We start from the raw sequence: 14,356 nt of genomic DNA on the forward strand, positions 1-14,356 counted from the left end.
GACAATCTGGAAGTAAAGGTAGGGTAGAACTATGAGCGGTCGTTTTATCTCGACGTATTCGGTTGTTCTCTCACTTCCAATGCGCATTTCCAAATTGCCCGAGCGAGGCGGTTCCATCCATGCAGCGGCGGCAACCTCTCTTCCTGCCGGCGGATTTACTACTTTGTGTGCAGCAGCGAAGCTTGGGGTTCCCACCGCAACTGCGTCTCCGCTGGGGACGGGGCCGAATTCCTTCATGGTCCGTCAGCTTCTTGCCGAGGCCGGAGTCAAGATCCTGATTCCCGAGCTTGTCGGTGATATCGGAGTTGCGATTCAGCTGATTGAGGACGATGGTTCGATGACCTCAATCGTGACGACAGGCGTTGAATCAGAGCCTTCTCGCGAGTCTCTCGACCAGTTAGATCTCCATGATGGGGATCTCGTGCACATTTCGGGTTCTGACCTAGTTAGTGAAACGAGCGCTGAAGTTCTTGTTGGCTGGGCAGAAAATCTTCCAAAGGGAATCACAGTTCTGGTCTCTGCCTCGCCCTCCGTCGCTCAGGTCCCCGCTTCAGTATGGTTGCGCATCCTGAGGCGCGCGGATATCGTTTCGCGCAATATTCGCGAGGCAGGAACTCTATCGGACATTCTTGGTGGCTATGAACCCGGACTGAGTCTGCAAGATGCTACACGGGAGGACGCTGTCATCGTCCGTCGCCTCGGCGTCATGGGATGTGAGGTCTTTTTAAAGGAAACCGGCGAAAAAATCAGCTTGCCGGCTTACGAATCGAATACGGTCGATACCGCGGGGGTCGGAGACACACACATTGCAACAATGTGTGCAGCATTGCTCCTTGGTCATGATCCTGTTGAAGCAGCGCGAATGGCTAACGCAGCTGCGGCAATTACCATCTCGCACGAATCAGCACTTCCTGTTCCCACTTGGGAACAGATTCATGCAGTGATGAAACACGGTGATGTGACGCATTAGGAACGCTGGATTTCGGCGTGCCTTCAGGGTTTCGCGCCTCTCCGGCGGTAGCGTTTTTCTACCATGGCACGAAAATCCCCATCTTCAGCATCTCCGAAATCTTCTTCGCGATCCGGGAAGCCCACTGCGACTCCAGGGCTTCTTGCTCGTATCTTTTCCGGCATTGGTCGAGGCTGTCTTGCAATGATTCGCGCGTGGCGCGCAACCGATGCACAGGTGAAACGCGATGCCTTGGCTTTCGTTGTGATGGCCGCTGCTGTTCTTGTCGCTTTACGCGAGTGGTTTGGCATCTCGGGGCAAGCCGGTGATTTTATCCATCATGCGGCCGCTGGATTCGTCGGCATTTTCTCCGTCGTGCTGCCGATTATTCTTGTTGCCTTTTCCGTCGAACTCGTTCGAGTGCGCGCGGGTAACTCGGCTCTTCCTCACCGGGTTGCGGGCTGCCTTGGGATCGTTTTTTCCCTCACGGGACTTGTCCATGTCAGTAAGGGAAACCCCGCGTTTGATTCTGCGCAGTCCATTGAAACGGCTGGTGGAATCCTCGGATGGTTCATTGCCCGCCCGCTGGTTTTAATGCTCTCGTCATGGGGAGCTGCAGCGATTCTTCTGCTGCTCTTTGCCTACTCAATTTTGCTTGCGACGCGGACTCAAGTTGCCCAGGTCCCTGGGCTGATCCGAGATCTTATCAACCGCCTCTCAAAGAAAACAAAGCCGGAAGAAGAAGCTGATCCGATCGCTCGCGCGCGTGAAGATGCGCGCCGTTCTCTGGCTGCCGGAGATGACCCCTTCCTCGATTCCTACGATGGGGACGAGGAGTTTCGCCGTGCGGTTGAGCCCTCTACCGAGGAGGAATCACCCAAGCGCGTGGATGCCCAGCGTACTAGGCTCATGCCATCGGCCTCGGCACAGGAGGGGACTGCGGAGAAGGCAACGCCTGCACCAATGGATGCGCCGACGGAAGCTATGCAGGTTCCCGCGCTCTCTGTCACCGAGAACATTGAAGAACACTCTGATCCTGAACCTCCTGCGCACACGGAAGAACCCGCCGGAGGATTCCAGGCAGAGCTGGATGAAACGCTGTCCTATACCTTGCCCTCGAGTGAACTTTTGGTTCGAGGCGCTCCGCACAAGACTCGTTCGGCAGTCAATGATCAGGTCGTTCAGTCTCTGCGTCAGGTTTTTGCCGAATTTAACGTGGATGCGCAGGTTACGGGCTTTTCTCGAGGCCCGACAGTCACTCGCTATGAAGTTACGCTTGGTCCGGGCGTGAAGGTTGATCGCCTGACAAATCTTTCAAAGAATATTGCCTATGCCGTCGCTTCGGCCGATGTGCGTATTCTGGCGCCGATTCCTGGAAAATCAGCGATCGGTATTGAGATTCCGAACTCTGACCGCGAAACCGTTGCTCTTGGCGACGTCCTGCGCTCTGGAGCGGCGCAGCGTAACCAGCACCCTCTGGTTGTTGGTGTTGGTAAAGACGTTGAAGGTGGCTATGTTGTCACCAACTTGGCGAAGACCCCGCACCTCTTGGTCGCCGGCCAGACCGGTTCCGGTAAGTCCTCCTTCGTCAATTCAATGATCACCTCGATCATGATGCGTGCGACCCCTCAGCAAGTTCGAATGATCCTTGTTGATCCCAAGCGCGTGGAATTGACGATTTATGAGGGGATTCCGCACCTGATTTCTCCGATCATTACTGACCCGAAGAAGGCAGCGGAAGCGCTGGAATGGGTCGTTAAGGAGATGGACGCGCGCTACGACGACCTTGCGACCTACGGTTTCAAGCATATTGACGATTTCAATAAGGCTGTCTCTGCCGGTCAAGTTAAGGCGTTGCCGGGATTGAACCGCGAGCTGCGCCCCTATCCCTATCTGCTTGTTGTCGTCGATGAGCTCGCCGATTTGATGATGGTTGCTCCTCGAGACGTGGAAGCTTCGGTTCAACGCATTACCCAGTTGGCGCGTGCTGCTGGTATCCACTTGGTTTTGGCAACCCAGCGTCCCTCAGTTGACGTTGTGACCGGTTTGATTAAGGCGAATGTTCCCTCCCGCTTGGCCTTTGCGACTTCTTCGCTAGCCGACTCTCGAGTGATTTTGGACCAGCCGGGTGCAGAAAAGCTGATCGGTCAGGGCGATGCTCTTTACCTGCCTTCGGGAGCGAGCAAACCTATGCGTGTCCAGGGCGCGTGGGTGACCGAATCTGAGATTCATGCCGTTGTCTCTCACGTCAAGGAACAAATGCAGGCTCAGTACAGGCCTGACGTTCTCGCTCCTGCAAAGACCGCGAAGGTCGCTGAGGATATTGGCGACGATCTTGATGATCTTCTTGCAGCAGCAGAACTCGTAATTTCTACGCAGCTCGGGTCGACGTCGATGCTTCAACGAAAGCTTCGTGTTGGTTTTGCGCGAGCAGGTCGCCTCATGGACTTGCTGGAATCGCGTGAAATTGTTGGTCCTTCCGAGGGATCGAAAGCGCGGCAGGTCCTTGTTTCTCCAGAGCAACTTCCTGAAGTTCTAGCGATGCTGCGTGGCGAAACCTCTCCCGAACCCCCTTCGCAAACCCCTGCTGTTCAAGAAGAAGTCACGCAGACTTTTACTGAACAGTCGTCTAACGGGCCTCAGGACGAGTACGATGGGGGTACGTCTCCTTCGGATCCATACACCGGACACGACTTCGGTGGGAGGACTGACTGGGTTGACGAAGAGCCTGAAGACAACGAAGACGCCTGGCAACTGACAGGACGATAGACAGCAAAGGGGCAAAATCGTGGGTACTCACGTGTCGCGTGTCGAGCGCCATGCGAAGGTCTCTGCGATCAATGTGCCGAATGCACTTACTGTTTTGCGTTTGATCCTGGTACCGATTTTTATCTACCTCAAGTTTCAGGATCTGTGGAGTGCGCAGTGGTGGGCGCTTGTGGTCTTTTGTGTTGCCGCAGGTACTGACCAGCTTGATGGAAAGATTGCCCGCGCCTACGGCCTCGTGACGGATTTTGGCCGCGTCGCGGATCCCATTGCGGATAAAGCCTTGACTCTGAGCGCTTTTGTCATCTTGAGTATTCAGGGAGTTTTGCCCTGGTGGTTCACAATTCTGGTCGCAATTCGTGAGCTTGGAATTACGGTCATGCGTGCCTTCTTCTTGAAGCGCGGAATTGTTGTTGCGGCTTCGCAATCAGGGAAGATCAAGACCTTCCTTCAGGTGTTGGCTATTTTCTTGCTCCTGATCCCATGGGACTACTTCTTGGCGCTTAACCTGGCAAATAAGCCGTGGGCCTCGTTTGGTCTGATGACTGCGCTGTGTGTCGCTGGAGCAGCTCTTGCTGCGACTTTGTGGTCTGGTGTTGCCTACGTCCGCGAGGGGATGCGTCTGGCTCGCGATAGTGAGGAGACCCCGGTTCAGGATGCTGAACAGGAGAACTGAGCTTCGGTTCCAAAGTTGAGTGCCATTGGCGCAACTTTGATTTTTGTCGTGTATGGTGGGAATACAACACGATGGGATGACGTTAGGATGGACATGATGAAGAAGCAGAAGAACACTGTGCCAATGTCTGCGCGTCCATTGAATGAATCGATGATGCATAAGGTTGCCCAGACGGGCTATCGTCAATCTATGACACTTTCTCAGACAGCACCGGTTGCGCCTCTCTTGCGCACAGAAATTGGTGATGTGCTGCGCGAAATCCGTCGCAAGCAGGGACGTACCCTTCGTGAGGTCTCCTCGGATGCGCAGGTGTCTTTGGGCTATCTCTCTGAAGTTGAGCGTGGTCAGAAGGAAGCGTCTTCGGAGCTTCTTGAAGCAATTAGCGTAGCTCTCGGCGTTCCTTTGTGGTACATCCTCCGCGAGGTCTCAGAGCGCATGGCGATCCTTGATGGAACTGTTGTTCCCGATACTGTGCCCGATGATTTGCTTCCGGTGGCTTTGATCTCGTGACACTGTCAGAGTTTTGGGATGCCGTCGACGAGGTCTTTGGGGCAACTCTTGGGCGCTCGTTGACGGCAGACCTATATCTGCCCGCGCTACGTGCGACCTGTGTCGAGGCGCTGGAGCAGGGAATTTCCCCGGACGAGGTGTGGGGGGAGCTTGTGCGTGAGAGTGGCAGCGACGAGGCTGTGCGCTGGGTGCATCGAATGAATTCGAAAGATCGCGAAAAGCTGCGTCGAGCGATTCGTCGTTAATGGCGTGTCGGCGTGCGTCGAACATCTGTTCCATTTATTCTGTGGAAGCAGTGAAATGTGGGCAAGTTTTCCACAGAAGAAGAAAACTGTTCGCAAATGCCAGTGGTCGAGCATAACTTCACTGAGTAGTCCTCGGAGAGGGGATCTGCTACATAGACCAGGAGACAGTAATGGCCGGAGAGGCTTCGACGAAAGGTACCACCATGGCAGCGCCGCGTAAGGGCTCCTCATCATCAGCTAATGGGGATCGCAATAAGGCTTTGGAACTTGCCCTGTCGCAAATTGACAAACAGTTTGGTAAAGGGTCCGTCATGCGACTGGGAGACGACTCGCGTCCGCCAGTTCAGGTGATTCCTACCGGTTCTCTAGCGCTGGATGTTGCGCTGGGAATTGGCGGTTTGCCACGTGGTCGAGTCATCGAAATCTACGGTCCAGAATCCTCTGGTAAGACCACTGTCGCCTTGCACGCTGTTGCCAGTGCACAAAAGGCTGGAGGTAACGCAGCTTTTATCGATGCTGAACATGCACTGGACCCGGTCTACGCGCGTGCCCTTGGTGTCGATACAGATAATCTTCTTGTCTCTCAGCCTGACACCGGCGAGCAAGCTCTTGAAATTGCAGACATGCTCATCCGTTCCGGAGGCATCGACATCATCGTCATTGACTCCGTTGCAGCTCTTGTTCCCAAAGCTGAAATTGAAGGCGAAATGGGGGATTCGCACGTTGGCTTGCAGGCTCGTTTGATGAGCCAGGCTCTGCGTAAGATTACCGGTGCCCTTTCGGCCACGGGAACGACTGCCATTTTTATCAACCAGCTGCGTGAAAAGATCGGCGTTTTCTTTGGCAACCCGGAAACAACAACCGGTGGTAAGGCACTGAAGTTCTACGCCTCGGTCCGTATCGACGTACGTAGGATTGAGACGCTCAAGGAAGCAGGCGCGCCGGTTGGTAACCGGACACGTGCAAAGATCGTTAAGAACAAGATGGCTCCGCCTTTCAAGCAGGCTGAGTTCGACATTGTCTACGGCAAGGGCATTTCACGAGAAGGCTCCATCATTGATATGGGCGTCGAAACTGGAATTATTCGTAAATCCGGTTCATGGTTCACCTACGGGGATGACCAGCTCGGGCAGGGCAAGGAAAACGTACGCCAGTTCTTGTCCGATAATCCTGAGCTTGCAGATGAAATTGAACAGAAGATCCTCGTCTCTCTAGGAATTGGACTTCAGGATCAGCCTCAAGATGACGCCGCTGCTGTTGAAATGGATTCCTCGATCGAGGACGCCGGCTTCTAGTCAATGGTCCGCTACTACGACCCGGAAACAACATCTGAGGAAGACGCACGTCCGCGTGAACGCACTCGTAGCCCCGCCCAGCGACAGGCTCTTATGCGTGAACGCAATGCTGCCCTAGAAGGTAAGGCAGCATTTGACGCCGCAAAAGAAGTCGCGCTGCGTCAACTCGATGTGCGCGCTCGCTCACAACACGAGCTCGAAAGCGCGATGACTTCGCGGGGGTTTTCCTCTGAGACCGCACGCGAGGTCATCGAACGCTTGGCAGAGCTTGGTCTTGTCGACGACCTTGCCTTTGCTCGCGCTTTTGCTCGGGGACGTTTTGAAGCCGGAGGAAAAACTGGATCTGCACTCAAGATGGATCTTTCCCGTAAGGGACTTTCCTCGCAGATCATTGCCCAAGTACTCTCAGAAATTGATGCTGACGAAGAGTATTCACGGGCGCATGCGTTGGCAGAAAAGAAGATGCGCTCACTGACAATGCATGATCGACAGGTGATTCGTCGGCGACTTTTTTCGATACTCGCTCGAAAAGGGTACGCACCTCAAGTGTGTATTCGCGTCATTGACGAACTGCTTGAAAGTGAGGACTGCGATGAGCTGTGAAGAAGTATCGTGCGCGGAACTGATTAATTTGCTTGAGGCACACAAGAAAACTATCGCCGTCGCTGAATCCCTTACGGGTGGCTTGCTTGCGGCTGCATTTGTGGAAGTACCGGGTGCCTCTCACGTATTTCGCGGGGGAGTATGCACCTATGCAACGGATACGAAGCACTCAGTGTTGGGAGTAAGTGAGCGGAGGTTAGCAGCTACCGGGCCGGTTGACCCGGAAGTAGCGAAGCAGATGGCCATGGGGGTTCGCTCACTCATGGATTCAGATTTTGCACTCTCAACGACTGGAGTTGCCGGTCCCGGGCCCTCGGACGGGCACCCGGCCGGTACTGTTTTCGTTGCTTGCGCATGGAACGGAGGAAGTACTTCACGGCAGCTGAATCTGTCGGGGGAGCGCGATCAGGTGCGAGCGGGTGCAGTGTGTGGCGCACTTGCTCTTCTCAGCGATCTCCTCAAGACGGAACTTTTGGCCTCGGCACGTTAGAATTTCCGACGATGAGTGTTGAAATGATGGACTTCCCGCGGACCTATGCGGTGCGCACCCTTGGGTGCCAGATGAATGAGCACGACTCTGAACGTATTTCAGGGCTTTTAGAGAAGGCAGGTCTGGTTCCCGTCGAACGCGTACCCGCCGCAGCTGCGCGAGCAACAGATGCGGGAGACATGGGCGCGGACGTTATCGTCATTAACACCTGCTCCGTTCGTGAAAATGCCGCCACACGGCTTTTCGGCAATCTTGGACAATTAGCAGCAGTCAAGCGCGAACGTCCTGGAATGCAGATTGCTGTCGGAGGATGCCTTGCTCAGCAAATGCGTGATGGCATCATCGAGAAGGCACCCTGGGTTGATGCGGTTTTCGGCACTCACAATATCGATGTGCTCCCCGCTCTATTGCGCCGAGCCGAGCACAACCGCCAGGCCGCAGTAGAAATTGAAGAGTCGCTGAAGGTCTTCCCCTCAACGCTTCCTACTCATCGTGAAAGCGCGTACGCGGCGTGGGTATCGATTTCAGTTGGTTGCAATAACACCTGCACCTTCTGCATCGTTCCCCATCTGCGAGGAAAAGAAAGAGACCGCCGTCCCGGTGAGATTCTCGAAGAAGTCCAGGCCGTCGTTGATGAAGGCGCGATCGAAGTCACTCTCTTGGGGCAAAACGTCAATTCTTATGGCGTGAGCTTCGGACAACGAGGTGCCTTCTCTGACCTCTTGCGGGCAGTGGGACAGATCGAGGGCCTCGAGCGTGTGCGCTTCACCAGTCCGCATCCCGCAGCTTTTACCGACGACGTCATCGAAGCGATGGCACAGACCCCGACGGTCATGCCCTCCTTACACATGCCCCTTCAATCAGGCTCGGATGCAATCTTGCGACAGATGCGGCGTTCCTACCGTCGTGAACGTTTCATGGGCATTCTGTCACGCGTACGTGCAGCAATCCCAGACGCTGCCATTACAACTGACATCATTGTCGGATTCCCCGGTGAAACAGAGGAAGACTTCCAACAGACTCTGGAAGTCGTTGAAGAAGCTCGCTTCACCTCAGCCTTTACATTCCTCTACTCGCCGCGCCCCGGAACTCCAGCTGCTGACCGTGACGATCAAGTGCCCCAAGACATCGCACTCGAAAGATACAAGCGCCTCCTTGCGCTCCAAGAGCGTATTTGCGCAGAAGACAATGCGGCTCTGGCTGGACAGGAAGTCGAAGTCCTTGTCGCCGCGGGCGAAGGTCGAAAGGACGGCAGCACACACCGCATTTCTGGTCGCGCGCGCGACAATCGTTTGGTCCACGTCGCTCTTCCTCTTGGTATGAGTGAAGCCGATCGCCCTCGTCCCGGGGATATGCTCCGCGCGCGCGTCACTTATGGCGCTCCCCACCACCTCATTGCCGACTCTGCCTTAGAAGAGGGCGGGCTCTTTGAATTGCGTCGTACACGCGCAGGCGATGCTTGGCAGGCGCGTCAAGCCCATGAGGAAGACTCAAAGATTTCTTTGGGAATTCCGCGGATCCGCGTCGGTTCCTCAGGGGCGTAATGATCGACCGCGAAACCCCAACTGCACGGCTTGGAGCAGAGCGCAACTTAATTGTTGCGCTCGTCGGACCGACGGCCTCGGGAAAGAGCGATCTTGCGCTAGACCTTGCGCAACTACTCCCGCAGGAGATGGGGGCCAAGCAAAGCGAACTCGTATCAGCCGACGCGCTTCAGCTGTATCGCGGAATGGATATCGGCACGGCTAAAACTCCGCTCAACGAACGTCGAGGAATTCCTCATCATCAGATCGATGTCCTTGATATCAGTGACGAGGCCTCTGTTGCCGCATATCAAAAATATGCACGAGCAGACATTGCGCAGATTCACGCGCGTTCAAATCTGGCTGTTGTTGCAGGTGGTTCTGGACTATACCAGCGTGCTCTTTTAGACCATTTAGATTTCCCCGGTACCGATATGGAGCTGCGTAGCAGGCTCGAGGAAGAATCACGAAGTCCTGGGGGAGTGGAGCAGCTCTTTGCACGCCTCGAAGAACTGGACCCTCTTTCTGCCTCACGTATCGATGCGCATAACGCTCGGCGGATCATCCGCGCACTTGAAGTGATCGAGCTGACTGGAAAGCCCTTCTCCTCGTCGATGCCTCAGTATGTGTATGCTGCGCCGGCGGTCATGATTGCTCTACGCTGGCCGCTTGAAGAACTTGATCAACGGATTTGGCTGCGTACACAGGTGATGTTTGAGCAGGGGCTTGTCGAGGAAACACGAGAACTGGACAAGCAAGGTTTGAGGGCAGCAAAAACTGCCGCAAAAGCAACTGGCTATGCCCAAGCGCTCGCGGTTATTGATGGAGAACTCACAACTGAGCAGGCGATTGACTCTGTTGCCCTAGCCACCAGACAGCTTGCGCGCAGGCAGATCAAGTGGTTGCGTCGCGACCCGCGCATTGTGTGGATTGATCGTTCCTCGCGTGACACTTCCATGTCTGCCGAGGCCGCGCTCAGCCTTGCGCGAGAAACCGTCCTTCGCTCCTGCTCTCTTTTTGATATCGCATAGGCCGTAGTTCAAGAAGGCGACTTCGCAGCTATTAGGCCTGAGCGCGCACCTCGATAATCCGGTAGCCCTTCTTCGACGCAATCTTTTCGGAAGGAAACCCTTGATCGCAAAGCCACGAAGTCAAAGAATCCGCCCCAAGGTTCTTTTGAACGACAAGGTAGGCGACACCGTCGTGGCTTAAGAGGGAAAGCCACGTGGTCAGTAACTCGTGGAGAGCTTTCTTACCGATGCGGATTGGCGGGTTTGACCAAATGACATCAAAGGTTACTCCCTGAGCCGCAACGATTTTTAAGGCTTCCTCGGCGTGGAGTGCTTGAACGTTATCTGCCTCATTGAGAGAGGCGTTGCGTGCAGTCAGATCGACTGCACGAGAGTTAACGTCGACCGCCCACACACTGGCCTCGGGAGACTCCAGAGCCATCGTGACAGCAAGGGGACCCCAGCCGCAGCCCAAATCAAGGAAGGTTCCACGCGCGGGAAGATCGGGGGCCTCGGCAATGAGCTGGCGTGTCCCCAAGTCAATGCGTCCGCCAGAAAAAACGCGATCGCTTACCCACATTTCGAGGTCGAAGCCCCGAACATGGTCGCGAAGAAGATGCAGTTCGTCGGCGGAGGCTGGTTGCGAATCGGTGAAGTACTGTTCATCCACGCTGTTAAGACTACTTGACGTGGGGTGGGAGCAGCGAAACAACGCGACTTGTCCACAAGGAAGCCCGAGAAGACAGCAAACATGGGAAAATAGAAAACACTATTCTCACGACTTTTGGAGACGATTGATGTCAGAAGATTCCACTGAGCGGGCACGAGGCGTTGTCGCGCGAATTCTTGCGCGTACCGGAACCGCATTGGAATCGACAGCAGGGCAAGAACACTACTCGCAAGCCGGTGAACTCGAGCGAGAGGCACGAGCAGGTACCAGGCGTATCCAAGGTTTGTCGACGGAACTTGAAGAAATCTCAGAGGTCGAGTACCGGCAAATTCGCCTTGAAAAAGTTGTTCTTGTTGGCTTGCGGACAAGCGGGAGTGAAGAAGAAGCAGAAAACTCGCTGCGTGAGCTCGCTGCTTTGGCACAGACAGCAGGATCTCAAGTTCTTGATGGTGTGATTCAGAAACGAAGCCATCCTGATCCAGCAACTTATTTAGGCTCGGGAAAAGCACGTGAACTTGCCGAACTTGTCGCGGCAGACGGGGCTGATACCGTGATTGTCGATGGAGATTTGGCTCCTTCGCAACGCCGTGGTCTTGAAGATGTCGTCAAAGTGAAGGTTGTTGATCGCACTGCGTTGATCTTGGATATTTTTGCACAGCACGCTAAATCACGTGAAGGCAAGGCTCAAGTTGAGCTGGCACAACTTGAGTATCTTCTTCCACGATTGCGTGGTTGGGGCGAATCGATGTCTCGCCAAGCCGGTGGACGAGTTGCTTCAGGTGAAGGCATCGGTTCACGTGGTCCAGGTGAGACAAAAATCGAATTGGATCGTCGTCGCATTCGTACTCGAATGGCGAAGCTGCGCGAGCAAATCCGTCGGATGGAGCCGGCGCGCCGCGCTCAGCGCGCCAATCGCGAGCGCTCGAAAATTCCGGCGGTTGCGATTGCCGGTTACACGAATGCTGGGAAATCGACACTTCTCAATGCTTTAACCGGGGCGGGAGTGCTGGTTGAAGATGCTCTATTTGCGACCTTGGATCCTACTGTTCGACGCACTCAGACCGAAGACGGACGCGCGTACACGCTTTCCGACACCGTCGGTTTTGTCTCGCGTCTTCCCACTCAGCTTGTCGAGGCTTTTCGCTCGACTTTGGAAGAAGTGGGGCAAGCTGACGTTATCGTCCACGTTGTTGATGCCGCACACCCTGATCCCGTTGGGCAGATTCAAGCGGTGCATTCCGTTTTTGAGACGATTGACGGGGCGCGGGACATCCCAGAACTGATTGTCTTTAACAAGGTCGATCTCGCTTCCTCCGAACAACGAGCATTCGTACGTTCCTTGGTTCCCCACGCCGTGCTTGTCAGCGCGGCCACAGGGGAGGGGATCGCTGAGCTCCAGCATGCGATTGCCGACATGCTCCCACGGCCAACCGAAGTCATTGATTGTGTCGTTCCCTATGCTCATGGCGCTTTGATCCATCGAGTGCACGAAGAAGGAGAACTCATCTTCGAAGATTATCTCGAACAGGGACAACGCATTCGGGCACGCGTTGGGGGTGCTTTAGCTGCAGCGGTGCGCGCTGTTGCCTACTCTGAAGGCTTGGCAGGCGAAGACGCGAGCGGCGCCGAAAAGGATGAGTCGTGAGTCGCGGGTCTTCGCTCAAAGCACTCAATCGAGCTCTCAGCGATATTGGTGGTTCCCCGCGGCCCGGGCAAGAAACCATGGTAAGTGCAATATGTGATGCACTTGCCGCGCCAGAGAACCTGCTTGTTCAGGCGGGGACCGGAACGGGTAAATCCCTGGGGTATTTGATTCCCCTCATGGACTTTGCGATGAATCGAGACGAGCGTGTCCTTGTCTCGACTGCGACAAAGAACCTCCAGCACCAAATCCTCACGAAAGATGCGCCGGTAGCAGCCGATGCTATTGAAGCGACGAGCGGTCGGCGGCCTCGTGTTGCTCTCCTGAAAGGCTGGAATAACTACCTGTGTAACTATCGTCTTGGCGGGGGATACCCTCTCGAAGGAACCCTTTTCGACATGGGACCTGAGCAAAGCGAAGACGAAGAGGGAACCCATACCACTGAAATGGGCGCACAGATACTTCGGCTTCGATCGTGGGCTGGAGACACCGAAACAGGGGACCGCGATGAGCTTGACCCCGGGGTGGATGATCGTGCATGGTCGCAGGTGTCAGTGTCAAGCTTGGAATGCCTTGGAAAGCAGTGTCCAATGATTGACAACTGCTTTCCTCAAATGGCGCGCGAGCTGGCCCAAGATGCTGATGTCGTCGTGACGAACCATTCTCTTCTTGGAATCAATGCCCTAGGCGAGGGGGACCTCTTCGGTCCGATCGGCGCGCTCGCGGTCGACGAGGCCCATGAACTCGCTGACAGGGTGCGCGAACAAGCCTCAGTGTCGCTGTCCGTGAAGATGCTTTCAAGGATCTCGAGGCGCTTGCGTTCGTTGGCTTCGATGGATACTTCGGCTCTGGATAGTGTGGGTGCCCAGCTCGATTCGGTGATTCGCACTCTTCCAACCGGGCTTCTTGATGACCGTGCACCGCTATCGGGGATTCTTTCTTCCTTTGACTCGGCTTGCCGTGATTTGGAGACACAGTCCAGCGCGCAGCAGTTAGAGGCAACAACAAAAGTCATGGTGAAGTCCCTCCTTGACCAGCTTGCGCAGGTGGGAGTTGCGTGGGGGAGAGATCCCGAAAAGAGCGTGACCTGGATTGAGCAAGATGATGATCGAGGCCTAAGCGAACTTGTGATCGCACCTCTTCATGTTGCCCCTGCCCTTGCCGAGCATGCATTTGGGGAAAAGCCGACGATTCTGACTTCGGCAACCTTGCGCTTGGGAGATAGCTTCGAGCCTCTTGCCTACAAGACCGGGGTTATGATGGCGCCTCTGCCGTGGAAGGGGATCGATGTAGGTTCTCCTTTCGATGCGGCCAAACAGGGAATCCTCTATATCGCCGCTTCGCTTCCCGCTCCTCGTCCAGAAGGCCCCAGCGTTGAATCTTTGGAACACATGAGTCGTCTGGTACGTGCCAGTGGCGGTGGCGCTCTTGTGCTTTTTTCCTCGTGGAAAGGTGCCCGTGCGGGAGCTGAGCAGCTTCGAGCTGATGGGATGAAAGATGTCATGCTCCAAGGTGAGGACTCGCTGAGTACTTTGATCAAACGTTTCCGTCGCGAACGTGATTCAGTTCTTGTAGGAACGATGTCTTTGTGGCAAGGCGTTGATGTGGTTGGAGATGCGTGTCGCCTTGTGGTCATTGACAAAATTCCATTCCCACATCCTCACAACCCCATGGTCAAGGCCCTGACGCGAGATGCTGATCGACAGCGGCAGAGTGGCTTTTGGCAGGTGAGTGTCAATCACGCGGCCCTCATGATGGCGCAGGGAGCCGGACGTTTACTTCGATCACACGAAGATCGTGGAGTCGTTGCAGTTTTGGATTCACGCCTTGCGACACGGAACTATGGTGCTTATATCCGTGCTTCCATGCCTAAGCTCTGGCCAACACACGACATTGATGTTGCGTGCTCTGCCCTTGAGCGTTTACAGGCGGATTTGCCAGAAAAATAAAGCGGTACAACTCACCGCTAAGTGGGAG

13 protein-coding genes are annotated in these 14,356 nt (G+C 55.1%); 12 read left to right on the forward strand and 1 reads right to left on the reverse strand.

The annotated features are described in order from the left end of the window. Positions 1–31: 31 nt before the first annotated feature. The 10 genes from ACWNMW_RS06610 to miaA all read left to right on the forward strand — a co-directional run bounded on the left by ACWNMW_RS06610 (position 32) and on the right by miaA (position 10,088). A complete protein-coding gene (locus ACWNMW_RS06610; protein ID WP_034501638.1) occupies positions 32–970 on the forward strand; it encodes a PfkB family carbohydrate kinase in 939 nt (312 codons plus the stop codon). Between the two features lie 63 nt (positions 971–1,033). Further along, the gene (locus ACWNMW_RS06615) at positions 1,034–3,718 is read left to right on the forward strand and encodes a DNA translocase FtsK (RefSeq protein WP_314213065.1); all 2,685 of its coding nucleotides are present in this window, start codon (positions 1,034–1,036) and stop codon (positions 3,716–3,718) included. A 19-nt stretch (positions 3,719–3,737) separates the two neighbouring features. Continuing rightward, entirely contained in the window at positions 3,738–4,391 is a 654-nt protein-coding gene (pgsA, locus tag ACWNMW_RS06620) for a CDP-diacylglycerol--glycerol-3-phosphate 3-phosphatidyltransferase (protein ID WP_449490414.1), read from the forward strand. Between the two features lie 189 nt (positions 4,392–4,580). Continuing rightward, positions 4,581–4,901 carry a helix-turn-helix domain-containing protein gene (locus ACWNMW_RS06625; protein ID WP_299064108.1) on the forward strand — a complete coding sequence of 107 codons (321 nt, stop codon included), beginning with the start codon at positions 4,581–4,583 and terminating at the stop codon, positions 4,899–4,901. Then, positions 4,898–5,146, forward strand: a complete 249-nt coding sequence (locus tag ACWNMW_RS06630; RefSeq protein WP_034501636.1) for a DUF3046 domain-containing protein — start codon at positions 4,898–4,900, stop codon at positions 5,144–5,146. The genes ACWNMW_RS06625 and ACWNMW_RS06630 overlap by 4 nt, the downstream gene beginning before the upstream one ends. 203 nt (positions 5,147–5,349) lie before the next feature. After that, positions 5,350–6,441 (forward strand): recombinase RecA, encoded by a 1,092-nt coding sequence (gene recA, locus ACWNMW_RS06635; protein WP_034501694.1) that lies wholly within the window; start codon positions 5,350–5,352, stop codon positions 6,439–6,441. Positions 6,442–6,444: 3 nt separating this feature from the next. Beyond that, positions 6,445–7,044, forward strand: coding sequence for a regulatory protein RecX (locus ACWNMW_RS06640; RefSeq protein WP_449490415.1), 600 nt, complete (start codon positions 6,445–6,447; stop codon positions 7,042–7,044). Beyond that, positions 7,034–7,534 carry a CinA family protein gene (locus ACWNMW_RS06645; protein WP_034501634.1) on the forward strand — a complete coding sequence of 167 codons (501 nt, stop codon included), beginning with the start codon at positions 7,034–7,036 and terminating at the stop codon, positions 7,532–7,534. The genes ACWNMW_RS06640 and ACWNMW_RS06645 overlap by 11 nt, the downstream gene beginning before the upstream one ends. Positions 7,535–7,545: 11 nt before the next feature. Beyond that, positions 7,546–9,078 (forward strand): tRNA (N6-isopentenyl adenosine(37)-C2)-methylthiotransferase MiaB, encoded by a 1,533-nt coding sequence (miaB, locus tag ACWNMW_RS06650; RefSeq protein ID WP_448750623.1) that lies wholly within the window; start codon positions 7,546–7,548, stop codon positions 9,076–9,078. Next, complete coding sequence (gene miaA, locus ACWNMW_RS06655) at positions 9,078–10,088, forward strand: tRNA (adenosine(37)-N6)-dimethylallyltransferase MiaA (RefSeq protein WP_449490416.1); 1,011 nt, start codon at positions 9,078–9,080, stop codon at positions 10,086–10,088. Before miaB ends, miaA begins: the two co-directional genes overlap by 1 nt. 31 nt (positions 10,089–10,119) lie before the next feature. On the opposite strand, the gene ACWNMW_RS06660 is transcribed toward miaA, so the two are convergent. Next, complete coding sequence (locus ACWNMW_RS06660; RefSeq protein ID WP_034501632.1) at positions 10,120–10,737, reverse strand: class I SAM-dependent methyltransferase; 618 nt, start codon at positions 10,735–10,737, stop codon at positions 10,120–10,122. 127 nt (positions 10,738–10,864) lie between these two features. Here ACWNMW_RS06660 and hflX point away from each other — a divergent pair, with 127 nt between their 5' ends. Together hflX and ACWNMW_RS06670 are read left to right on the forward strand one after the other, a co-directional pair. Further along, positions 10,865–12,382 (forward strand): GTPase HflX, encoded by a 1,518-nt coding sequence (gene hflX, locus ACWNMW_RS06665; RefSeq protein WP_034501631.1) that lies wholly within the window; start codon positions 10,865–10,867, stop codon positions 12,380–12,382. Beyond that, positions 12,379–14,328: an ATP-dependent DNA helicase gene (locus tag ACWNMW_RS06670; protein WP_449490417.1), complete on the forward strand. Its 1,950-nt coding sequence runs from the start codon at positions 12,379–12,381 to the stop codon at positions 14,326–14,328. Before hflX ends, ACWNMW_RS06670 begins: the two co-directional genes overlap by 4 nt. Positions 14,329–14,356 lie beyond the last annotated feature (28 nt).

The organism is Actinomyces sp. Marseille-QA0893, from assembly GCF_976954355.1.

What these genes read in the sequence shown, in the direction of transcription:
- ACWNMW_RS06610 (WP_034501638.1), top strand. Translation starts at nt 32, where the DNA reads ATGAGCGGTCGTTTTATCTCGACGTATTCGGTTGTTCTCTCACTTCCA.
- ACWNMW_RS06615 (WP_314213065.1), top strand. Translation starts at nt 1,034, where the DNA reads ATGGCACGAAAATCCCCATCTTCAGCATCTCCGAAATCTTCTTCGCGA.
- ACWNMW_RS06625 (WP_299064108.1), top strand. Translation starts at nt 4,581, where the DNA reads ATGACACTTTCTCAGACAGCACCGGTTGCGCCTCTCTTGCGCACAGAA.
- recA (WP_034501694.1), top strand. Translation starts at nt 5,350, where the DNA reads ATGGCAGCGCCGCGTAAGGGCTCCTCATCATCAGCTAATGGGGATCGC.
- ACWNMW_RS06640 (WP_449490415.1), top strand. Translation starts at nt 6,445, where the DNA reads ATGGTCCGCTACTACGACCCGGAAACAACATCTGAGGAAGACGCACGT.
- ACWNMW_RS06645 (WP_034501634.1), top strand. Translation starts at nt 7,034, where the DNA reads ATGAGCTGTGAAGAAGTATCGTGCGCGGAACTGATTAATTTGCTTGAG.
- miaB (WP_448750623.1), top strand. Translation starts at nt 7,546, where the DNA reads ATGAGTGTTGAAATGATGGACTTCCCGCGGACCTATGCGGTGCGCACC.
- miaA (WP_449490416.1), top strand. Translation starts at nt 9,078, where the DNA reads ATGATCGACCGCGAAACCCCAACTGCACGGCTTGGAGCAGAGCGCAAC.
- hflX (WP_034501631.1), top strand. Translation starts at nt 10,865, where the DNA reads ATGTCAGAAGATTCCACTGAGCGGGCACGAGGCGTTGTCGCGCGAATT.